This is a genomic window from Pantoea sp. CTOTU49201 (genome assembly GCF_032054795.1).
GTDB classification, from domain to species: domain Bacteria; phylum Pseudomonadota; class Gammaproteobacteria; order Enterobacterales; family Enterobacteriaceae; genus Pantoea; species Pantoea symbiotica.
Window position 1 is genome coordinate 1 of the sequence record NZ_DAMBSA010000009.1, and the last position, 22,825, is coordinate 22,825.

A 22,825-nucleotide genomic window follows, 5' to 3' on the forward strand; every position below is an offset into this window, starting at 1 on the left:
GCGGATCCACGGTTTGCCCTGATACATCATCACCACCGCATTATCGTTCTCGGACACCACCGGCGTCTGCGGCAGATTATCGGTCAGCACCGACATATTGACGTTCGGCGCGTTAAACACCTGACCATCCACCACGCGCGACACGATTTCCGAAATCGCCATCAAGCTGGTTGGCGTCTCCACGTTGAGCGGCTGGCCCTGATGCGGTGCTTTCATGCCGACAAACTTGATGCCGACCGGCACATGGGTGATATCCGGACTTGGGATGTCACGCAATCCTGACATCTGCATCTTGTCGCCCTGCAGCGCCGCGCCGTGTTCCGGCACCACCAGCACCATCACGCGACGACCCGATTTCTCCAGATTAGTCAGGAAAGCATCGAGCTGATCAAACAGCACTTTGGCGCGCGGCTGCCAATCGGCGCTGCGCGTGCTGCCCAATTCACGCGTACCGTCATGCAGCGGAATCAGGTTATAGAAGGTAGCGGAGCGCGCATCGCTGCTCTTGGTGCGATCGTCGAGCCAGCGTTGCATCAACTGCGCATCATTAAATACCGGCGAGCCATCAAACGACGTCACTTCCGGCGCGATGCCCGCCTGCGACATCAACGGCGCCTGCAGGTTGCCCTCTTCGCGCAGCTCTTTGAGATAGTTACCAAACACGCCGGTGTGATCCATCATCAACTGCTGTTTAAAGCCCAGCTTGGCCAGATTATCAAACAGATAGCAGCGCTGATCGGTGGCTTTGTACAGATCGCTGTGCGAGCTCTGGCCGCAGCTGGCACGCAGCAGACGAATCCCCGCCGGGCCGCTGTAACCGGTGGCGGAGTTGTAGTTGTTGAGCAGAATATCGAAGTGCTGCCACAGCGGATGATTGCGCAGCTGCGCGACATTCAAATCCGACCATGACAGCGAACAGATATTAATCACCAGAATATCGAACGGCTGCGAATCGGCAGGCAACGCGTCCGGGAAGTGCGTAGAACGCTGGCGCTCGGCGTCGTAAAAACGGTTAAGCCACGCGGTAAGATTGGCGCTGGTTGGCGGCGCGGATTGATCGAGGCCATCTGGCGCTTTCGCCGCTGGCGTATCGTTGAGCTTCACCGTCGGCGTAGCGGCGCTGCTCGGCAGTAAATTCATTGCCGGTCCGGCGATGGTCAGCACGTTGAGCCAGATCAGCATCAGCGACACCAGCACCGTGACGCGAATCCACTGCGCGACAAACAGATACAGCACCAGCAGCACAAAGCCCGCGCCAATCATCTCCCAGTTGAGAAAGCGATTGGCAAGGTCGAGCAAGTAACTGGGCGAGAAGCCGGCCAGCTGACTGCCCTGGCTCATAATTGAATTGAGTCCCGGCAGCCAGGTATCGTGCCAGAACAGCGCAATGCCAATCGGCAGTGAAATCCACTGACGCAGGCGATGCAGCCGCGCGCTCGGCAGCGGGAACAGCAGCCACGCCAGAAACACCAGATTACTCAGCGCGTGAAAATTGAGGTAGCCGTACCACAACAGCGCAAATTTAATCAGGAAGTAAAAGTTCCAGCCACCAAGGCCGCGCCACCACGAACCGTGCATCGTGAATCTGTTATTCATGTTTATCCGTTTTATTGGTTTTGCGTTGCCACTGCCCTTCTGATTTCAATGCGCGCGTTGGCAGCAAACGTAGCAGCGGATTGGTGCCAACGCGCGCGAGCCCGCGACCAAACAGTGATCTCAGGAACAGTAAAATCAGTAACAGCAGGATCGCCACCTGCACCCAATCCATCAGTGTCATTAGTGGCTTACTCCGTCGAGGTTGAGGGTAATCGGCTGCGGCGTTTGTGCTCCGCGCTCAGGCACGTCGGCCTGCGTAGCGACTGGCACAGCGGCCAGCGGCGCGGCTTGTCTGTCGCGCTGTACCACCGATGTCAGCTGACGAATTTTATCCGCCTCCGACACGATCTGATTATCTTCAAACCAGACGATGCGATTGCTAAACAGCTCGTCATGCGGCAAGGAGAAAATTGATTTAAGCGCGATATCTAAATCGTTGAAGCGGCACGAAGAGAGGAACAGATAGATGCGGTCGTTCACCAGCGTCACCAAATCACCGAAGCGGCGCGGTTTGCACAGCGTCAGAATCTGTTCGGGTTTCAGCTGCGGCACCGTGCGCAGCGCCACCAGCAAGCCTTTGTCATTTTCCGGCAGCAACGTGTTGGCCATTAGCTGCTGTACCGCCGCGCAAAACGCATCCAGCGGTAAATAGCCTTTCTGCTGCAGAGGCTGTAACGCCTGCATCAGTGCGTTGAGATTAGCAGGCACATGGCGCGAGAACTGTTGTCCCTGAATCCCTTCCAGCATGGTAAGAAAACGCGACAAGCTGGCTGCCGTCGGCACGATGGCATTCACGCCGCAGGCCAGCAGCAAACGTTCATCACTGTAGCGCAGCGTGGTACTGATTTCGCGCACCACAATCTTAAGCGCGCTACCGCGTGAACGGCGCAGACTATGGACCATGGTTGCTAAAGAATTAATGTCTTGGTTATGGACCAGGCTAAAGATGACGGTTGCCGCATTTGCCTGCTGGGCACGCGAGAACACGCTTTCATTGTCACTAAATAATTGCCACTGCACAGAAAGTGGCGGTGCGCCTTCCAGCACACCTTCTTGCGCAAGGAATTGGTTTTCATCATTGCGGCTTAATGGAATATTTTGTTCTGCATCATTTTCGGCAATAAATTGATTATCACCGCAACTCAAACGGATCGCACGATCGGCAAGTAATTTATCTGCCGCATACCACCAGTTAATTCGATATTGCCAACTGTCCTGCTGAAACTCTAAATGCGCGAGACCATCAAGCTGGCGAAAATAACCTTGCAGATGATTACGTAAGTGAATTATTGACGTGCCGGAGGTGATCATTAACAGCGTGATTTGTTTTTTAGTTATCAATCGACGCATGCGCTTAAGCCAAATGGTCAGCTCATCTGGCGATAATTTTCCCCACAACGCGGCATTACTATAAAAAATCACCAGTCCGCTGCGACTATTCAGCATGCGGGAAAAATCACTCTCCAGCTGCTGTAAGCTGCTTTTATTCGCTGGTAGTGAAAATAACGGCATACGTGCCGGGCCGCCGATGGGATCGGGCGTCAGCAGCGCCTGCGGTTTCTCGTCTGCACTGATCAGCGTAGCCGCACTTTGCTGGCTAACCACCTGACGCAAAAGCATTCGTGCATCTTCCTGACGCTGGCTGGTAATCCAGTAAAACCCTGGATTCTGCAGAGTATTTAATTCCTGCTGAATCTGCTGCAGGCCAAGCGCATAATGATTTTTCATATTTTATTCGCGATCGATACAATCCAGGCTAGTTTAATCCACACAGCCACAATTGGAACGGGTGAAATAAAAAAATAGCCTATTAATGCAAATCACATTGATCTGTGGATAGCATTTGTCTTTACTTCAGGTTTAAACTTTACAAAAAATAGAACCACAATTCATCCGTTGTCGATTTTTTGGTGGCAAAAAAATAATGAAAACAGAGAATGCATTTTCGCTGAATGCTGCTAGCAGCGAAGAGCACGATGACATTACCGCATTGAGTGATGCCTTTTCCCTTAAGGCATTTCGCTACATTGATATTGCCCGCGAAGCGCGACTTAATACCATTATGACGCGCTGGCCATTGCTGCGTGAAATAAGCGCGGCACAGGAGTCAGAACGTTAATGCCTGTTATTGCATTACAAGGATTGCGTGGCGGTTGTGGCGCCACTTCGCTGAGCGCCGCGCTCGGCTGGGCGTTTAACGCGCTGCAGCAATCGGTACTGGTTATCGACTTTTCCCCGGTAAATCAACTGGCTGCCCACTTCAATTTGCCGCTCACCCACACTCAGGGTTGGGCACCTGCGCTGCTCGAACAGCAAGCGTGGCAGCAGTGCGCACAGCGCTATCAAGCAGGGCTGGATTTTCTGCCGTTTGGCGCACTCACGCCGCCACAGCGCGCCAACATCAGCAATATCAACTCAGAATTTGCCGCACCGCTGCTAAATGCGTTACCGGCCCTGAAATCACACTACGACTGGATTATTTTCGACATGCCAGCGGATCTGTTGCCGTGGCAGCGATCTTTTGTTGCCGCAGCCGATCGTTTACTGCAGGTGCTGACGCTGGATGCCAACTGCCAGTTGCGTCTGCATCACGCACGTTTTCCTGCGCACACGCTGTTCCTGATCAACCAGTTCAACGCCAACAGCCAGCTGCAGCAGGATTTGCATCAGCTGTGGATCAGCTCGCTGAAGAACCTGATTCCACAGGTCATCCACCGCGATGAAGCGCTGGCGGAAGCGCTGATGATGAAACAGCCGGTGGGCGAATATCGGCCGCATGCGTTGGCCAGTGAAGAGATCAACACGCTGGCCAACTGGCTGCTGCTTAATGTGTCGGGAGGCGCGGCGTGAATCCATTACGCTGGCTGCTGATGCCGCAAGCGTGGCAGGCGCTGCAACGCCGCGCTCAACTGGCGCATCAGCATGGCGCAGGCCGCTTCACCATCGCACTGCATCTGATGTGGTGCGTGCTGGCGTGGTCGCTGTTGCGGCTGGAAACTCCCGGCTGGCAGCGCATCCTGCAACATCGTCAGCGTTACTATCCGCAAATTTCGCCGCTGCGACCGCGACCGCTTGACCCGCTGCGCTATGCGCTGCAAAGCCTGTGGCTGATGCTGGTATTGCCGCTCGACAAGCGCACGCGTAAAAGTTTTAGCGTCAAGCCGCTGTTCCGCTGGCGCGAACGGCTGTATCAATGGCTCGGCGCGCTGCCGGCACGGCTGGAACACAACCGTTTTGCCCAGCGCAGCGAACAACGTATTCAGGCGCTGCCCGCGTGGTTGCGCCAGCTGCTGTTTATCGCGGCGGCGATTGTCGCCAGCCTGCTGGCGCTGCTGTGTATTTCGCAACCCTTCGGCATCACCACGCAGTTTGTTTTTGTGCTGCTGTTATGGGGATTAGCGATGCTGGTGCGGCGCGTGCCGGGGCGCTTGTCGACCATCATGCTGATCGTGTTATCACTGACGATCTCCTGCCGTTATCTGTGGTGGCGCTACACCGAAACCCTCAACTGGGACGATCCGCTCAGCCTGACGTTTGGTCTGCTGCTGATTGGTGCCGAAACCTATGCGTGGGCGGTATTGGTGCTGGGTTATTTCCAGACGCTGTGGCCGCTCAATCGTCAGCCGGTCTCGATGCCGCCGGAAATTACCTCGTGGCCGAGCGTCGATATTCTGGTGCCGACCTACAACGAACCGCTCAGCGTGGTGAAACCGACCATCTACGCGGCGATGGGCATCGACTGGCCGCAGGACAAACTGAATATCTACCTGCTGGATGACGGCACGCGCGAAGAGTTCCGCGAGTTTGCCGCCAGCGTTGGCGTCAATTACGTGGTGCGCCCGACTCACGAACATGCCAAAGCGGGCAACATCAACCATGCGTTGAAAGCCGCATGCCGCAGCGAGTATGTGGCGATTTTCGACTGCGACCATGTGCCGACGCGCTCGTTCCTGCAGCTGACCATGGGCTGGTTCCTGAAAGATCATCGGCTGGCGATGTTGCAAACGCCGCACCACTTCTTCTCGCCCGATCCGTTCGAACGTAACCTTGGTCGCTTCCGCCAGACGCCGAACGAAGGTTCGCTGTTCTATGGTTTGGTACAGGATGGCAACGATACCTGGGATGCGGCGTTCTTCTGCGGCTCCTGCGCCGTGCTGCGCCGTACCGCGCTGGATCAGATCGGCGGGATTGCGGTAGAAACCGTCACCGAAGATGCGCACACCTCGCTGCGCCTGCATCGTCAGGGTTACACCTCGGCGTATATCCGTATTCCACAGGCTGCCGGTTTGGCCACCGAGAGTTTGTCCGCGCATATTGGCCAGCGTATCCGCTGGGCGCGCGGCATGGTGCAGATTTTCCGCCTCGATAACCCGCTGTTTGGCAAAGGGTTAAAGCTGGTGCAGCGCCTGTGTTACGCCAACGCCATGCTGCACTTTCTCGCCGGGATTCCGCGCCTGATCTTCCTGCTGGCACCGCTGGCGTTTCTGCTGTTCCACGCCTACATCATCTACGCGCCCGCGCTGGCGATCGCCATCTACGTGCTGCCGCACATGCTGCACACCAGTTTGACCAACTCGCGCATTCAGGGCCGCTGGCGTCACTCGTTCTGGAGCGAAGTGTATGAAACCGTGCTGGCGTGGTACATCGCGCGGCCAACCACGGTGGCGCTGTTCAATCCGCACAAAGGCAAATTCAACGTTACCGCCAAAGGTGGTTTGGTGGCCGAACGTCATCTCGATTGGGTGATTACCAAGCCGTACATGATGCTGGTGCTGCTGAATATCGCCGGTATCGGCATGGCCTTCTGGCGCATGGCGTACGGTCCGGCCAACGAGATGCTCACCATTTGGGTCAGCCTGGTGTGGGTGATTTACAACATGATTATCCTCGGCGGCGCGGTGGCGGTTTCGGTTGAAGCGCGCCAAATCCGCGAAGCGCATCGTGTGGAAATCGCCATGCCTGCCGCCATCGCGCGTGAGGATGGACACATGGTGCCGTGCACATTGCGCGACTATTCCGACGGCGGCGTGGGCGTTGAGTTGCGCGAAGCCGATGCGTTGAAAGAGGACGAAACCGTGTCGCTGCTGCTGCGCCGTGGTCAGCAAGAGTTCAGCTTCCCGTGTCAGGTGCAGCGCGTATTTGGCCGTCGCGCCGGCATTCGTTTGCATCAACTCAGCACGCGCCAACACATTGAATTTATTCAATGCACTTTCGCCCGCGCCGATACCTGGGCGCTGTGGCAGGACGGCTTCCCGGAAGACAAACCGGTGCAAAGTCTGGCCGACATTATGGTGCTGGGTTTTAAAGGCTATCTGCGTCTGGCCGAGTATGGCCCTGCGCCGCTGCGCCGTTTATTCCGTGGGCTCACCGCGTTGGTGAGCTGGCTGGCGACACTGCTACCGCAGCGTATTGACCGCCAGCCCGCGACGATCAAAACCGATTTTACTTAAGTTGATGATATGACCATGACGAAAAAACTGAGTTGGTTCACCGCCCTGATGCTGGGCTGCGTAGCTGTGGTGCAGGCCGCGCCACAGACCTCTGGCGCCATCAATGCGCCACAGCCGTTACCGGAGGTGAACGCGTTGGTCGACGCCAACGCGCCGCTGCGTGACAGCCAGCTGGTGTTTAATCAGGTCGCTCCGCCGCCCGGTAGCATGACGCTGCGCGGTACCGAACCGAGCAGCCAGATTGAGTTCGGCGTGCGCAGCGATGAAGTGGTGACGCGCGCGCTGCTCAATCTGAGCTATCGTCCGTCGCCAGCGCTGATTCCCACGCTGTCGCAGCTTAAGGTCTATCTCAACGATGAACTGGTGGGATTGGTGACCGTCACCGCCGATCAGCTTGGCAAAGAGAATCAAACGCAGATCCCTATCGATCCGCGCTTTATCAGCGACTTCAACCGCGTGCGTCTTGAACTGGTTGGTCACTACGCCAACGTGTGTGAAAACCCGGCCAACAGCACCATCTGGCTGGATATCGGCAAAGCCAGCAAACTCGATTTGACGCTGCAAAAGCTGCCGTTAAAGAACGATCTGTCGCATTTCCCGGAACCGTTCTTTGATACGCGCGACAGCCGCCCGCTGCAGCTGCCGATGGTCTTCAACGCCCAGCCGAATCTGCTGCAACAGCGTGCGGCCGGGATTCTGGCTTCATGGTTTGGCAGCAAAGCTCAGTGGCGCGGACAATCCTTCCCGGTGCTGTATAACCAGCTGCCTAAAGAGCAACATGCGGTGGTGTTTGCCACCAACGATCATCGTCCCGACTTCCTGAAAGACCTGCCGCCGGTGGAGAAACCGACGGTGGAGATGGTGAATCAGCCGTACAATCCGTACGAGAAGATGCTGCTGATTCTGGGTCGCGACGATCAGGATCTGTTAACTGCGGTGGAAGGCATTGCACAAGGCCAGCTGCTGCTGCGCGGCGACACCTCAACCATCAACAGCGTCAAACTGCTGGCCGCGCGCCAGGCGTACGACGCACCGAACTGGGTGCGCACCGATCGCCGCACAACCTTTGCCGAGCTGACGCAGTATCAAAACCAGCTGCAGGGCGATGGTTTGCAGCCGAATCCGATCAGCCTGACGCTGAATCTGCCGCCAGATCTGTTCCTGGTGCGCGCACGCGGTATCGATATGGATCTGCGCTACCGCTACACCTCGCCGATTCAGCAGGATGGATCGCGCCTCGCGGTGCATCTCAACAATCAGTTCATGCAGGATTATCCGCTGACGCAGAAAGATACCGCCGGTCAGCAGCTGATGCGCATCCCGCTGATGCAGGGTTTGCAGGACAGCAATCGCCAGTTGACCATTCCGGCGCTGCGCCTTGGCGTGGTGAATCAGCTGCGCTTTAACTTTGATTACGCCAACACCTTTATTGGTGGCACCGCCGATGGACGCTGCGAAACCGTCACCGCCGTCGGACATCACGTGGTAATCGATGATACCTCGAGCATCGATTTCTCCGGCTATCGCCATTACATCGAAATGCCGTCGCTGGGTGCGTTCGCCAACGCCGGTTTCCCGTATAGCCGCTTCGCCGATCTGGCGCAAACGCTGGTGTTGGTGCAGCCTAAACCGAGCAATGACGAAGTCAGCACGCTGCTCAATGCGCTCGGCAGCATCGGCGCGCAAACCGGTTATCCGGCGCTGCGCGTGCAGATGAGCGATGACTGGAGCAAAGCGAAATCAGCGGATGCGGACATGTTGATGATCGGCGGCATTCCGCAGGATCTGCAGGACGATACCAAGATCCCGCTACTGGCCGATGTCGCGCGCAGCTGGATCAGCATGCCTTCACGCAGCAATGCGGCGGCCAACGTGCCGATTTCTGACAGTGAACGCGCAGTGGAAAGCCAAACCACCATCAGCTCACGCGGGCCGATGGGCGCGATTGTTGGCTTCCAGTCCCCGTTCAACGATCAACGCAGCGTCGTGGCGCTGCTGGCCGACAGCCCACGCGGCTGGGAATTGCTGAATAACGCGCTGCTCGACAGCGGCAAACGCGCGGCGGTGTTCGGTTCCGCTGCGGTGATCCGTGAATCAGGCGTTAATAGCATTCGTGTCGGCGAAACCTATTACGTTGGTCACCTGCCGTGGTGGGAACGGCTGTGGAATCTGCTGGCAACGCATCCGGTGTGGCTGGCGATTTGCGCGGTTGTGGTGGTAATTCTGTTTGCGCTGATGGCGTGGCGTTTAATGCGCATGGTGAGCCGTCGCCGTCTGGCCGAGCTGGATGACGATGAATAAACTGCAGCTTGGATTGCTGATTGGCAGCACGCTCGGGGTGTTAGCCGGTTCGGCTGCCGCCCCGAGCGGTCCACAAGTTTCGCCGGTCGAGTGGCTGCTGATGCAGATTCGCACCGGCGAATCGACCAACAAACTCGATCTGGTTCAGCAATCGCTTTATCGGCTGGAAAAAATCGATCCTGATAATCCGCAGGTGCTGGCGGCGCAAATCCGCATGGCGCTGCGTCAGGGCGATCAGGCTAAAGCGCAAAAACTGCTGGATGAACTGAAGCGCGTGGCACCGAATGCCGCCGCCACGCGCGAATCAGAAGCTGGATTGCGTCTGGTGACCGCGGAAGGTCGTCAGCAGTTGCAGCAGGCGAGATTACTGGCCACCGCCGGACACGTCGCCGAAGCCAAAGCCGCGTGGGACGCGCTGTTCCACGGCGTATTCCCCGATGTAAATACCGAGCTGGAGTATTGGCGGTTAGTGGCGCGTTTACCCGGCCAGCAGCCACAAGCGTATCAACAGTTGCAGGCGCTGGAGCAGCGCTATCCCGGCAACATCGGCGTTGAGCTTCAGCTGGCGCGCATGGCGTTTGATAATAATCAGCCAGGCGAAGCCTTTACGCAGCTGCGTCGTCTCGCCAACCGCAACGGCGGGCGCGATGCCGCCTCCGAGCTGTGGTTGCAGCAGATCCAGAATCAGCCGGTGAGCGAACGTAGCGTCGCCAGCCTGCAGCAATATCTGCAAACCTTTACCGAAGGCGATGCCCAGCAGCGCGGTCAGCAAGAGCTGGCGCGTCAGCAAAAACTGCTCGCCGATCCCGCGTATCGCCAGCGCATGCGTGGTTTGGCGCTGGTGGATGCCGGTGGCGGCGCAAATGCGATTGCCGCACTCAATGCCGCGTTAAAAGCCAACCCTAATGATGCCGAACTGATGGGCGCGATGGGCCAGGCGCAGGCGCGAGCCAACAATCGCGCCGCCGCCATTAGCTGGCTGGAGAAAGCGATTCAGGCCGGCCAGGCCAGCACGCAGATCGGCAAGTGGCAGTCGCTGCTGCAAACCAACCGCTACTGGCTGGCGATCAACAATGGCGATGCGGCGCTGAAAAAAGGCGATATCGCGGCGGCGGAGCGTTATTACCGCAGCGCGCAGGCGCTGGATAATCGCGATAGCTGGGCGCTGATTGGCCTGGGTGATGCGGCGCTGGCGCGTAAGAACTCCGCGCAGGCAGAAAGTTATTGGCAGCAGGCGCTGCGACTGGATCGCAGCAACAGCACGGCGAAAAGTCGTCTGCTACAGCTGCGTACCGATGCACTGATGGCCGAAGCCGATACGCTGGCGCAGCAAGGTCAATGGCATCAGGCGGCGGAGAAATATCGCCAGGCGGCGCAGGCGAATCCTGATGATATCTGGCTGGCTTATCGACTGGCTGGCGCGCTGCGCAACGGCGGCGAAGAAACTCAAGGCGCGCAAGTGATGGACGCGATGGTGCGCCAGCATCCTCAGGAACCCGCCGCGCTGTATGCGTCGGCGCTGTGGCTGGCTTCCGGCGACCGCGATGACGCGGCGCTGGCGACCTTGCATCGCTTGCCCACTTCGCGCTGGGACAGCAACATGCATGAGCTGGCCGATCGTCTCGAGCAGGACAAAGTGTTTACCCGCGCCAGTGATTTACGCACGCGCGGCGATGAGACGGCGGCGATTGCGCTGCTAAAACAGCAACCCGCATCCATCCGCCGCGATATCACGCTGGCCGACTGGGCGCTGGAGCGCGGCGATGCCCGCAGCGCGCTGGCGAGCTATCAAAAGGTGCTGCAGCAAGACAGTAAAAACGGCGATGCGGCGCTGGGTCGCATCGAGGCCTTGATCGCGTTGAAACGACCTGCGGAAGCGCAGCGCGCGTTAAAAACCTTGCCGCCGAGCGTGGCGCAGCAAAGCGTCAACAGCGGGCGACGCGTGGCGCTCGCCTGGCAAAACAGTGGCGATGCGGATCGTGCCCAACAGATGTTTGCTGAGCTGAAAACCCGCGCGACGAAACTGGCACCGTCGCAGGAAAAAGCGCTGGTGTATCGTGATGCGGCGCGGCTGGAAACGCAGTTGCAACAGCCCACACAAGCGCAGCAGGATTATCAGCTTGCGATGGCCGCAAGCGGCATCAGCCCGAATGTGCCACAGGATAACGATCGCTATACGGCGTTAACCCGCAATCAGGTGCAGGATGACTGGCTGAAACGCAGCATCCGTAGCGACGCCGCCGATCTTTATCGCCAGCAGGACACCACGTTCACGCTGGAGCAGGATTACTCGCGCAATAAAGGCAACGGCGGCACCTCCGATTTCACCGCGCATACCACCATGATGCAGGCAGAAACGCCGCTGGCCGATGGCCGCAGCTTTGTGCGTGTGGATCATGTGCTGGTTTCAGCCGGCACCTTCTCCACCACCAACGGCAGCCACAGCGAGCAGTTCGGTAGCTGTAATGATGACAATTCTGGCGGATGCAGCCGCGACTTTAATCAGCGCGATGAAGGCACCGCGCTGGGCGTGGGTTGGCATAACGATATATGGTCGGCTGATGTCGGCACTACGCCGCTCGGCTTCGAGACCAGCAACTGGGTCGGCGGCGTCAGCTGGAAAACCGACGTTAAAGACATTGGCCTGACATTCACCGCATCACGGCGACCGATCTCCAGCTCGCTGTTGGCGTACGCAGGCGCACGCGATCCCTCAGCGAACGGCGGTAAAACCTGGGGCGGTGTAGTTGCAACCGGCGGCTCGCTCGGGCTGAGTTACGATCAAGGCGGCGCGCATGGCGTGTGGGGCGATATCAGTGCGCATCAACTTAGTGGCGATAACGTCGCGGATAATAGCCGTGAACGCCTGATGGCGGGCTATTACTACAAACTGATTAATGAAGATAATCGCCGCGCCACCGTTGGCCTAAACAGCATGCTGTGGCATTACCAGAAAGATCTCAGCGACTACACCTTCGGCCAGGGCGGCTATTACAGCCCGCAGCAATATTTCTCGCTGTCGGTACCGGTGACCTATCGCCAGCGCACAGAAAACTGGTCGTTTGATCTCGGCGGCTCGGTTTCGTGGTCGCAATCGCATACCGACGGGCAGCAGCGCTATCCGGTCAATCCGGGCTTCACGCTGGCATCAAATCCTACCTCAGACAGCAGCTCGGGTACCGGTTTTGGCTACACGCTGCAGGCGTTGGTGGAGCGACGCATTACGCCGCACTGGTCGGTGGGATTGGCAATGGATATTCAGCAGGCGAAGGATTACACCCCAAGCCACGGTTTGATTTTCATGCGCTATTCAATGTCCGGCTGGAACGGCGATATGGATATGCCACCACAACCGCTGACGCCGTATGCGGATTTTAAATAAGCATCAATGGAGGTCGCCATAAATGGCGCCCCTACGGGTAAGTTGCAGGTTTGTAGGGTCGCCATTTATGGCGACCACACGGGAAAGTTGCAGGTTTTTTAGGGTCGCCATTTATGGCGACCTGGTCTAAGAAGAGACTTACCGCTTTTCCTGATACGCCATCCAGGTCAGCAGTTGCAGGCTGGCGGAGAAGTAGTTTTGATCCGGCGCTAAACGGTCATTGAGGTAACCGGTTTGATTCAGCGTCAAATCGCGAATCGCTAACAAACCCCCTTCCATGTTGTACGGCGCTGGTGTGTTGCCCAACACATCATACCAGGCGGGCGTAGTCATGCGCGCCGAACCCTGCCAGACGCGCTGGAACGGCACCAGACGCAAGCTTTGTGGATCGTACCACCAGATATTCAGCGGAATACGGATCGCGTCATAGCTGAAGCGATTGGAATAGCCGACCGCCGGTGCCACTGAACCATCAGCATTCAGCGCCACCCAATCCAGCGGCAGGCCGGTTTTACCGAAGTGCATATCACCCAGCAAATCCATGCCGTCATCAATCAGCTCATTCCAGATGCGCAGATGACTGTGCTCAGCAAACTCGCGCCAGGCCTCAAACAGGAAATAGGACGGATTGAGCACCACATAGCTGGTTTTGTTGAAACCCTGCGCGCCCGGCAGCATCACTTTATGTCCGCCGTAGCTGATCACATTCAGCTTCACAATCGCACGCTGAATGCGGTCGGAGGCCTGCTGGTAATCGCCACCCCACTTCTGCGCCGCACGCTGCAGCGCCCAGGCAATCAGTACATCACCATCGGACGCATTGTTTTTGTCGGCAATCGGATTGGCCGCGCCAGGCGTGTAGCGCCAGTAAAACAGATCGTTTTGCGGATTGCGCAGATGGGTGCGCGTCCACTGCCACAGCTGATCGAAGGTGGTGCGATCGTCATGCGCCACCGCCAGCAGCATGCCGTAGCCCTGACCTTCGGTATGGCTAAGTTGTTATTTGCCGTATCGCTAATACGGCCATCGCTGCCCATAAAACGGCTTTTGTAGGTACTCCAGCCATCTGCGGCTGCCTGAGCGCTAAAAAACATCACCATGAAACACAGCATCCATTGACGCCAGAACCGCATTACTCTCATTACAGCTTCCTATTGATATCGATAGTGCAGCGTGCCGCCGTCGTTGTTCTCAAGCGTCACCGGCACCGCCGCGCTGCCACCTTGTGCCTGCAGCCACTGCGCATACACGCCCGCCAGTACTGCGCTCAGCGCCAGCTGCCAGCGTTCAGCACCGACGTTGCTGTCGCCCTGCGGCAGCGCGTGGTGCTGAATCAGAATGGCATTTTCCTGCGGCTGTAACTGCACAAAGCCCCAGTTAAAACGCGCCAGCTGCAAATTCATTTCACGCTCCAGATCCTGCACGGTGCGCGCGTCAGGTAAAGGATAGCGCGTTGCCAGCGATACGCCGACACCGTTGAGAAAGCCTTCCGCTTCCTCGCCCGCGTTGTCCAGCATGCTCTCAATCATCGCGCTCACCAGATCAAACCAGCCCGGCTGATGCGGATGGCTGACGCGTGCGGTTACTTGCTCACTCATTAGTAATCTCCGAACATGTAACGGAAGTACAGATTGGCTGTGCTTTCGTTGTAATCGCCAAAGGTGTCGTAGCCGAGCTGACCGCCCACGGTGACATCTTTGTTGATCTTATAATCCGCACCGGCATGCAGGTTGTAGCCAATGCCGTTTTTGCTCTCGCCGCTGTAGAACGCATCCTTCACGTAACCTTGATCGGCCAGACTTTGCAGCTGCGCCTGCAACGACGGGTTATTCGGGAAGTAGGCGCTCTTATCCTGGCTGTAGGATTGATAACCCACCGAACCGCCGACGTTCACTTTCAGGTCGTCAAACTTGCGGCTGAACTCGATAGGGAACGACACCGACGCATAGTTCTGCGGACTGAAGTAACCGCCCTGACCGTAGCTGAAGTAGCTGAGGTTTTTCGAGTAATCCATCCACGACAAACTCATGCCGACTTTCAGCTCGCGATCGTCGAGGTGATACGGACGCACATACGCGCCTGCGGTCGCCTGAACGCTGTTGTTGCTCGCCACGTTTTCGCCGATGTAGCTGTACGCGCCGCCGCCAACGTAGAAACCGGCATCGCCGTTGTCGTAACTCAGCAAGGCGTTACCGCCGTTTTTAGTCACGCGGCCCCAGCGTTTACCGCTGGTTTTGTCTTCAACACCGACATACGACAGCAGGCTGTCGGTCATCGCGCGGCGTTCACCGGTGAGGATCAGCGTCAGGAAGTCGGTCAGCTTCGGCGACCACTGCACACCGCCCACCAGCGTACTCAAGTCCTGGCCCAGCGGCGTGCTGCCGAGGTCAATCTTGTAGCTGTCGCCCTTCAGCGCCATGTTCAGCTCCACGCCGGTCGCGGATTGCGAATCGGTGGAGGAGTTAGGCACATCGTCGATTTTCGCATCACCCGATGCCACCACTTGTCCCTGCACCAGCGAGTTGGTGCCGAAACGACGCCATGCGTCGCCACCGGCGCTGCCTGCAGTGAGGGAAATCGGCGTCATGGTGAAGTCGAAGCGCGCATCGCCAAACGGCACGGTAGAGAAAGTCAGTGGCGCTTTGGCTTCGGTGAGTTTGCTCAAGCCTGATTCGCCGTCACGACCACGTACCTGCATTTGGCCTTGCACCCAGGTGCCGGTTTTCTCTTGCAGATCGTCCATCATGCTGTCGATTTGATGCAGCGTCTGGCTTTGCTGAATTGCCGGTGTGTTGCTCGCCAGCGTCACGCCTTCGGCACTGCTGGTGGCCGTTGGAGCCGACTGCCACGGCATCACCGCGCCATAGCTGGACGGCGAGCGGCCCACCGGCGAGGTGCCGCGATTGATAAACGGATTGTCGGCCAGCGCCAGACCGCCGACGCTTGGCACGCTGCCGGTTTCTGCGCCTTGCAGACCAATCAGCTGACCGCGCGCGGTGCGCAGATAGCTCATCGCCTGGCTGTGTTCACCGTTGGCTTCGGCCACGCGGGCTAACAGCAGCAAGCGATCTGGCGACTGCTCATTGCGCAGGCCGCGCGTTAAGGTATTGGCTTTATTGACGTCATTCTGCGCCAGCGCCACGTTGATGGCGCCGGTGCGCGCGTCTTGCGTCGCGGTATCCTGCGTCATCAGGTAGTCGTACACCACGCCCGCTTCTTTGTTCATCTTGCCGGATTGATAGAGTCGCGCCATGGCGAACATCAGATCGCGGTTCTGCGGATCGTGCTGCAACGCGCCCACCAGCTTGTCGTAAGCGGCGGCGTACTGTTTCTGCTCACGCAGGCGATCCACTTCGTTGATCACGTAGCCGTTGCGGATGCCCGCCAGCTGAGTTGGCGTGCTGCGAGCCTGCAGTTCCGGGCTGCTGAGGAAGCTCTGCGCTTCGGTGTTCAGACCGGCCTGATTCAGCACCGCCACCTGCGCCGCGTAATCACCGGCGTTGCCCTGAATCCCGCGCTGCATGTTGCTGCGCACCACGGAAACGGCAGTGGTGAGATCGCCGGCTTTCGCCAGTTTCTGTGCCAGGTTACCGGCATCAACTGGATTAGACGGCGGCGTCGATGCCAGTGCACGCAAGGTGTTGGCCGCTGCCGCGTTCGAGCCCTGCGCCAGATATTGATCGGCGGTAGCCATCTGCAGGTTGAAATTGACGCGCTGCGCCAGCTCGCGCATATCGCTGTTCTTGCTGCTATTAGGTATGCGCGACAGCAGCAAACTCGCCTGCTGCCAGGCGCTGCTTTCGCTGGCGTTTAACGCACCCGCGTAGAGTTCTGTCGTGCTGGCACCGCTGCGCATGGTGGGCTGCATGATATTTGCCGCCATCATGTTATCGCCCTGCGCGCGGTAGATACGCGCCAGATCGAGACGCAGCCAGCCATCGTTAGGATAGCGCTGAATGCCCGAGGTCAAGGTGGCGATAGCCGCGCTGTTGTTGCCCGCCGCCACTTCACGCTTGGCCTGCGCACGAATCGGATCGGTGCTGCTGCCGCGCGGTGCCACGCTTTGGCGCACGCTGTCGGGCAGTGACGCCAGCAAGGTGTTGGCTTCTGCGCCACGGTTCTGCTGACGCAGCACGTAGAACAAGCCTTCTTTGGCATTGCGGTTATTGGCATCGCTTTGCAGGATGGAACGATAGGTTTGCTCCGCCTGATCGAGCTGATTGCTGCGACGCTGCACATCGGCGCGGAACAGTTTGGCGGAGACGCCTTTCTCGCCGTCGGCCTGCGCCAGCGGTTCGCTCAGCGCCAACGCCTGCGCGCTGTCACCGTTTTTCAACGCCTGCTGCGCGGTGGCCAGCTGCGCGTAGAAACGTGCATCAGCGGCCTGCTTCTGGCGCGTGTCGCTCTGATCGCCACCCAACTGCGCCGCGCGCGTCAGGTAATCCGCCGCTTCGGCATAACGTCCGGCGCGCTGAGCAACATAGCCCATGCCAGCCAGCGCATCCGCATCTTGCGGGTTGGCTTGCAGCACTTTCTCAAAGTTGTTCTGCGCGTTGCTGACGTCGCCGCTGTTCAGCGCGGTAAAGCCCGCGCCTTTCTCCGCGCCGCCGACGTTTTTACGGTAGTAATCCAGCACCGCGTTATCTTGTGGATGGCGCTGCTGCCAGGTTTGGTACAGCGATGCATCGGACGCCTGCGGACCAAGCCACAACAGCGCCTGACGCAGCGAACGATCGGCTTCTTTGTTGCCGTCTGCCAGGCTGCCAAGCACATCAATACCCTGACGACGCGTCGATTCCTGATAGGTCAGCGCTTTACCCAGCGCCAGTTTGGCGCCGGTATCCTGCGGATGATCGGCGGAGAACTGGCGCAGCGCTTCAACCGCCTGCGGCAGCAGCGAACGATCGCCTGCCATGGTCAGATAATATTCGGCTGCCACGCTCGGCGGCGGCTCGTTGCCGCTGAAGGTGTTACGCCAGGTTTGCAGCGACGCCGCGATGTTGCCGCTGCGTGCCTGCTGGCGCGCCAGTTGCAGCTGCGCCTGCGGAATAGTTTGCAGCTGGCGCGCGTTATCCAGCTCGGTGAGATGCGGATCGTTCGGCGAGGCGGCGCTCAGGCGCGCACGCCACTGCGCCGCTTCCGCCGTGCCGCCGCTCTGCTGCGAATAGAGCGCCAGCAGATAGAGCGCCTGCGTGTTGTTCGGCTCAACCATCAGCACTTTCTGCAACGAGGCTTTCGCCAAATCGTCATGCGCTTTCTGGTGCCAGTACGCCGCCTGATCGAACAGCGCCTGTAACGCAGGATTAGTGCTCTCCGCCGCCAGCAGCGGCTGAGAGAGCGTCAGTGCCCCACCCAGAATCAGGGCATGACGAATACCGGCACTTAACAGATGTTTTTTCATTGTTTTTATCCTTACTTCTTGCCGGACTTGCTATCAACTTTTGGGTTGAGACGACGCCACGCATGACGTTTCAGCATCACCCATGCACCGCCGCCGACCAACGCTGAAAGCAGCAGCGCCGCCAGCGCCATCAGCACCGAGTGCTGGTTGGCATACCACACCACCATCATGTACCACGGCATTTCGCCGCTCGGGAATTGCGGGCCGACGCGGAAGCTGCGAATGCCGTTCTCATCGGTGATGATGGCGGTATCGCCGCGAATACCGGCGTTGATACGCGCGGAATTCAGGTCTTCATGCAGGCGCAGCAGTTGCTGATCGCTGGTCGCCACCGTCATCACCACTAAACGATCCGGGTTCCACGGCGAGCGATAGCTGACAAAGCCGCGCCACGCTTCGTTGGAGGAGAAGTAACGATCGGCATCCAGCTGCTGGCGATACCAGTCGCCGGTCAGCCAGCCACGCAGTTTGTCCCAGGTGGTCGGCTCTTTCACGCCCAGCGTGTTGCCGCTGGTATCAAATGGCGTGTTGGCCAGCATCGCCTGGTTGAAGTCGTTGTTCTGCGTGGTGCTCACCGCCAGCAGATCGCTTTGTTGCAGACGCGTCATGTTGGTGCCGCCGTTTGGCAGACCAAACAGCACCTGGTTTTGCAGCAGCGGTACGCCGGTGGCGTTACCGGCGCGGGAGGCCATATCCAGCAGCGTGGCGATCTCCGCATCGCTTGGTTGTTCCGGCAGTAGCAGCGTGGTCTGTGAGAAGTCCGCCAGACGCGAGAACGGGAACGAGGCGCCCACAAAGTAAGAGAGGTTTGGCAGCATGGTGAAGTGGCGCGTGTGGCTCAGATCGATCCACGAATCCTCTTCAATACGGCTCTTGATGTTGTTATTCAGCAACACGCCGCACGGTGCATCCGCTTTCGGCTTGATGTTGAAGTAGAGCGCCAGCTGGTTGTCACCGTATATCAGGTACGGTTCGAGTTTCAGGGTGTAATGCTCCTGACGCGCGTCGCCGCCCAGGCGATGCCAGGCGCTCTCCAGCAAGCCGACTTTATTTACCGTCAGGTTGCGCAGGAAGGTGCCGTTAATCATCACGTTGAGGAACGAGTTGTTCTCGTCAATCCAGCTTTCCGATGGGAAGCGATAGTGCAGCTCCACCGGAATGGTATCGCCATCCCACAGGAACAGATCCGGCGCGGCGCGGAAGTTGACGCTCAGCGCATCGTGCCAGATGCCGGTGGTGGTCAGGCTCTGATCTTTACGCAGCAGTTCGCTCAGACGCACCGGACGCGTGGTGTTGATCCAGCGCGGCGCATCGTACGGCTTACGCACGCCAATCGGCTGCGGCTGCACGTTCAGGCTGCTGGCATCGGTCGCCAGCGGCTGAGTAGTTAAACGGTTAGCGGCCTGACGCAGCTGATCGTCATTCGCCCCGACCACCAGCAGCAATTTGTAGACCGGATTGTTCGGGTTATCGATCACCTGCAGCAGCGGACTGTTGGTGGCTGGCAAGGTTACGGTGCCAATCTTGTCGCCCGGATGGCCGATCAGAATGCCGTTGTGTTCCGGCAGATCGCCGCGCACCACCGGGAAACGGATGCCACGATAATCCGACTGAATGCCCATCCACGATGCCACCAGCGCGGCGGCGCTGATGCTGTCCGGCGCGGCATTGGCGGCAAAGCCAAAGGTGACGCTCGCGGGCGTCATGCGCTGCGCATCGATAAACGGACGCGGGAAGTTACGCAGGCTGGTACCGATGTTCAGCTGCTGGCCTTCGAGGCTCAGCGTGGTTTTCGGCAGAATCGATACCTGATACTGCTGCGCGCTCTCTTTCTCACACAGCAGCTTGTCGGCATCGTTAATCTTGAAGCTGAGGTTGTTGCTCGAAACCACCATCGCCGCCGGAATATCCAGCTGGTAATCACTGACATCGCTATCGCTGGAGCCCAGCGGCAAGGTGCCAAGCGGCTGACCATTCAGCATCAGCTGTAGCGAAGTGTTGCGTGCTGCCAGAGCCGCCGAGACGCGCAGCGACAGATTGAGGCGCGCGTTGGTGATCACTTCATCGCTGGGCAGCGTGAACACGATACCGGATTGCAGCTGGCCACCGGTCAATGTGATGCCGCGCGGCTGGCCCATCTGCGCCACCGAAACGGTGCTGCTGATCGGCTGGTTAAGCGTGGCGGAAGATGTATCTGGCATCACCGCCGGTGCGGTTGGCGTCACCGTTGGCAGCACCATTTCAGGTGCGGCTGCTGGCGCCGGTTCGCTTACCGCAGGTTCAGCAGGTGTTTCATTTACCGTTGTCGGTGCGGTTTGTGGTGCCGCTTCCGGTGCGGTTTGCGGAGCGGTTTCTGGTGCAGTTTCTACTGGCGCATAAGGTGCCGCGCCTGCCGCCTGTTGCAGCTGTTGATCGGCCGCACTTTCAATACCTTGCGGCGGCGGCACGTCAGAAAGCGCGCCGCTATCCTGAGTGACCGCCGGGGTTTCGGCCCACGCAGGCGCAAGCAGCAGCGCCGTTGCCAGCGAGCTTGCCAGCAACGTTTGCGTCAAATTCTTCATGCAGCGCTGTCCTCTTTTGCGGCGGGCTGGTTGTCACGCTTACGCTTCTCACGGCGATCTTTCCAGGTCAGCCAGAACAGCTCAAAGACGGTACGAATAATGGTGCCAAGCGAAACCAGTGGATTGTCTTGCTTATATTCCGGCTGAATCCACGCATCCGCACGCGCCAGCACCACGCGCACCAATTCACGACGGCGCGACAGCGGCATATCGCCAAAGCGCAGACGAATGCTCTCTTCATCACCGGAGATTTTGCTCACCGGAATGGTGATGGTGCCCGATTTCAGCAGCAGATCGATCTCTTCAATTTCATCGTGTTCGTGACGATTGTCCGGCGCATCCAGCTGCGCGCCACCCATCGACAGATCGCTGGTTTTCGTGCGCGACGAAATCCCACTCGCGTAGTGAATCACCGCCGGAATCTGCACTTCAATACGGATGGTTTTACGCACCTGCTTGGTTTCACGCGCCACGGCAATCGCCGCCATCAGAATAATCAGGCTGAACACCGCCCAGCCGACGTTGAGGGCGATAACGTAAGGATCGACGCCAAAGTAGTCATGCGCTGTCGCACGTACCACGCCAGCGATGATGCCAATCGACAGCAGCACCGCGACAATCACGTGTGGACGAACGATGTGGAAGTCGAAGAAGCCCTGATCGAGCAGGCCGCCTTTATCCGTTACGTTAAACTTGCCGCGCTTCGGTGCCAGCATGGTCAGCAGCGTGGGGATAACGAGGTGGAAGCACATCACGGTTTCGTAGATCTCGCCCCAGAAGGTGTAACGGAACTTGCCGTTCATTCGTGAGTTGACGTAGAGCGACATCACCAGATGCGGCAAGACGTAGGCGAAAATCAGCGATGCGGATGAGTGAATGATATTCAGGTTAAACAGCAGATACGCCAGCGGTGCCGTCAGGAACGCCACGCGCGGCAAGCCGAACTGGAAGTGCAGCATGGCGTTGAGGTAGCACAGACGTTGCTGCCACTTCAATCCACGGCCAAACAGCGGGTTATCGACGCGGAAGATCTGCGTCATGCCGCGCGCCCAGCGGTTACGCTGCACCACGTGCAGACCAAGACGCTCGGTGGCCAGACCGGCCGCCAGCGGAATCGCCAGGAAGGCCGAGCCCCAACCGAGACGCTGCATTTTCAGTGCGGTATGCGCATCTTCCGTTACGGTTTCTACGGCAAAACCACCGATCTCTTCCAGCGCGCTACGGCGAATCACCGCACAGGAGCCGCAGAAGAAAGTGGCGTTCCAGTTATCGTTACCCTGCTGTACCGGGCCGTAGAACAGTGAACCTTCGTTCGGGATGCTGCGCGCCGCGCGCAGGTTACGCTCGAACGGATCCGGCGAATAGAAGTAGTGCGGGGTTTGCAGTAGCGCCAGCTTCGGATCTTTCAGGAACGGACCGACCGTCGCCTGCAGGAAGGTGCGCGTAGCCACGTGATCGCAGTCGAAGATGCAAATCAGCTCACCTTTGGTGATCTTCATGGCGTGGTTGAGGTTACCGGCTTTGGCGTGATTGTTGTCGTCTCGGGTGATGTAACCCACGCCGACGTCAGCGGCAAATACCGCAAATTCACTGCGTTTACCGTCATCCAGCAAATAGACCTTCAACTTGTCGCGCGGGTAATCAATACACTGCGCCGCCAGCACGGTATCACGCACCACATCGAGGCTTTCGTTGTAGGTTGGAACATACACATCAACCGTTGGCCACAGGCTGGTATCATCCGGCAAGGGTTCAATGGTGCGTTTTAATGGCCAGGTGGTTTGCAGGAAGCCAAGAATTAAGATCAGCCAGACGTACAGTTCGGCCAGATATAAGCCGATACCGAGAATCGCTTCAATCTCAGAATTAAATTGCAGCGTCTCCGTGGTGCGCCACCAGATATATCGGGTCGACATCAGCGCGGAAAGGATAACCATGACGATAGTTATTTTGCGGCTTTTGCTGAAGCCCAGTAAAAACATCATGCCGATGCTGATTAAGCCAAATATATATTGCTTCTGGCTGTCCATAGGCGTGATGACGATTACCGCCGCCACCGGTGCAAGCACCAGCAGCAGCAGGTAAAACCCGAGTTTACTCATGATTCACCCTGAAGAAGCTGTGTTGTTATTAT

The 22,825-nt window shown here is 58.3% G+C and carries 12 protein-coding genes and 1 pseudogene; 5 read left to right on the forward strand and 8 right to left on the reverse strand.

Going from position 1 to position 22,825, the window contains the following annotated elements; all coding sequences use genetic code 11:
* The 3 genes from bcsG to bcsE form a co-directional block, all read right to left on the reverse strand.
* Positions 1–1,596 (reverse strand): cellulose biosynthesis protein BcsG (gene bcsG / locus RTY00_RS01390; protein WP_312663177.1); only part of this gene is annotated, 1,596 nt, incomplete at its 3' end.
* A complete protein-coding gene (locus RTY00_RS01395; RefSeq protein WP_312663178.1) occupies positions 1,589–1,777 on the reverse strand; it encodes a cellulose biosynthesis protein BcsF in 189 nt (62 codons plus the stop codon). The genes RTY00_RS01395 and bcsG, both read right to left, overlap by 8 nt.
* On the reverse strand, positions 1,777–3,324 hold the full coding sequence (gene bcsE, locus RTY00_RS01400) for a cellulose biosynthesis protein BcsE (RefSeq protein WP_312663179.1): 1,548 nt from the start codon (positions 3,322–3,324) through the stop codon (positions 1,777–1,779). The genes RTY00_RS01395 and bcsE overlap by 1 nt, the downstream gene beginning before the upstream one ends.
* A 196-nt stretch (positions 3,325–3,520) precedes the next feature.
* On the opposite strand from bcsE, the gene bcsR reads away from it, so the two are divergent.
* The 5 genes from bcsR to bcsC are packed head-to-tail and all read left to right on the forward strand — an operon-like array spanning position 3,521 to position 12,729.
* Positions 3,521–3,715, forward strand: a complete 195-nt coding sequence (gene bcsR / locus RTY00_RS01405; RefSeq protein ID WP_061719343.1) for a cellulose biosynthesis protein BcsR — start codon at positions 3,521–3,523, stop codon at positions 3,713–3,715.
* Positions 3,715–4,446 carry a cellulose biosynthesis protein BcsQ gene (gene bcsQ, locus RTY00_RS01410; protein ID WP_312663180.1) on the forward strand — a complete coding sequence of 244 codons (732 nt, stop codon included), beginning with the start codon at positions 3,715–3,717 and terminating at the stop codon, positions 4,444–4,446. The genes bcsR and bcsQ overlap by 1 nt, the downstream gene beginning before the upstream one ends.
* Positions 4,443–7,046 (forward strand): UDP-forming cellulose synthase catalytic subunit, encoded by a 2,604-nt coding sequence (gene bcsA / locus RTY00_RS01415; protein ID WP_312663181.1) that lies wholly within the window; start codon positions 4,443–4,445, stop codon positions 7,044–7,046. Before bcsQ ends, bcsA (RTY00_RS01415) begins: the two co-directional genes overlap by 4 nt.
* 15 nt (positions 7,047–7,061) lie before the next feature.
* Complete coding sequence (bcsB, locus tag RTY00_RS01420) at positions 7,062–9,347, forward strand: cellulose biosynthesis cyclic di-GMP-binding regulatory protein BcsB (RefSeq protein WP_312663182.1); 2,286 nt, start codon at positions 7,062–7,064, stop codon at positions 9,345–9,347.
* Positions 9,340–12,729, forward strand: coding sequence for a cellulose synthase complex outer membrane protein BcsC (bcsC, locus tag RTY00_RS01425; RefSeq protein WP_312663183.1), 3,390 nt, complete (start codon positions 9,340–9,342; stop codon positions 12,727–12,729). The genes bcsB (RTY00_RS01420) and bcsC overlap by 8 nt, the downstream gene beginning before the upstream one ends.
* Before the next feature lie 138 nt (positions 12,730–12,867).
* Here bcsC and RTY00_RS01430 read toward each other — a convergent pair.
* The 5 genes and pseudogenes from RTY00_RS01430 to bcsA (RTY00_RS01450) all read right to left on the reverse strand — a co-directional run bounded on the left by RTY00_RS01430 (position 12,868) and on the right by bcsA (RTY00_RS01450) (position 22,793).
* Positions 12,868–13,871: pseudogene (locus RTY00_RS01430) on the reverse strand (glycosyl hydrolase family 8).
* A gap of 9 nt (positions 13,872–13,880) precedes the next feature.
* Positions 13,881–14,327 carry a cellulose biosynthesis protein BcsD gene (gene bcsD, locus RTY00_RS01435; RefSeq protein WP_312663184.1) on the reverse strand — a complete coding sequence of 149 codons (447 nt, stop codon included), beginning with the start codon at positions 14,325–14,327 and terminating at the stop codon, positions 13,881–13,883.
* On the reverse strand, positions 14,327–18,130 hold the full coding sequence (locus RTY00_RS01440; RefSeq protein ID WP_312663185.1) for a cellulose synthase subunit BcsC-related outer membrane protein: 3,804 nt from the start codon (positions 18,128–18,130) through the stop codon (positions 14,327–14,329). The genes bcsD and RTY00_RS01440 overlap by 1 nt, the downstream gene beginning before the upstream one ends.
* Positions 18,131–18,141: 11 nt before the next feature.
* Complete coding sequence (bcsB, locus tag RTY00_RS01445) at positions 18,142–20,691, reverse strand: cellulose biosynthesis cyclic di-GMP-binding regulatory protein BcsB (protein WP_312663186.1); 2,550 nt, start codon at positions 20,689–20,691, stop codon at positions 18,142–18,144.
* The gene (gene bcsA / locus RTY00_RS01450) at positions 20,688–22,793 is read right to left on the reverse strand and encodes a UDP-forming cellulose synthase catalytic subunit (RefSeq protein WP_008104601.1); all 2,106 of its coding nucleotides are present in this window, start codon (positions 22,791–22,793) and stop codon (positions 20,688–20,690) included. The genes bcsB (RTY00_RS01445) and bcsA (RTY00_RS01450) overlap by 4 nt, the downstream gene beginning before the upstream one ends.
* Positions 22,794–22,825: the final 32 nt, after the last annotated feature.

What these genes read in the sequence shown, in the direction of transcription:
- RTY00_RS01395 (WP_312663178.1), bottom strand. Translation starts at nt 1,777, where the DNA reads ATGACACTGATGGATTGGGTGCAGGTGGCGATCCTGCTGTTACTGATT.
- bcsE (WP_312663179.1), bottom strand. Translation starts at nt 3,324, where the DNA reads ATGAAAAATCATTATGCGCTTGGCCTGCAGCAGATTCAGCAGGAATTA.
- bcsR (WP_061719343.1), top strand. Translation starts at nt 3,521, where the DNA reads ATGAAAACAGAGAATGCATTTTCGCTGAATGCTGCTAGCAGCGAAGAG.
- bcsQ (WP_312663180.1), top strand. Translation starts at nt 3,715, where the DNA reads ATGCCTGTTATTGCATTACAAGGATTGCGTGGCGGTTGTGGCGCCACT.
- bcsB (WP_312663182.1), top strand. Translation starts at nt 7,062, where the DNA reads ATGACGAAAAAACTGAGTTGGTTCACCGCCCTGATGCTGGGCTGCGTA.
- bcsC (WP_312663183.1), top strand. Translation starts at nt 9,340, where the DNA reads ATGAATAAACTGCAGCTTGGATTGCTGATTGGCAGCACGCTCGGGGTG.
- bcsD (WP_312663184.1), bottom strand. Translation starts at nt 14,327, where the DNA reads ATGAGTGAGCAAGTAACCGCACGCGTCAGCCATCCGCATCAGCCGGGC.
- RTY00_RS01440 (WP_312663185.1), bottom strand. Translation starts at nt 18,130, where the DNA reads ATGAAAAAACATCTGTTAAGTGCCGGTATTCGTCATGCCCTGATTCTG.
- bcsB (WP_312663186.1), bottom strand. Translation starts at nt 20,691, where the DNA reads ATGAAGAATTTGACGCAAACGTTGCTGGCAAGCTCGCTGGCAACGGCG.
- bcsA (WP_008104601.1), bottom strand. Translation starts at nt 22,793, where the DNA reads ATGAGTAAACTCGGGTTTTACCTGCTGCTGCTGGTGCTTGCACCGGTG.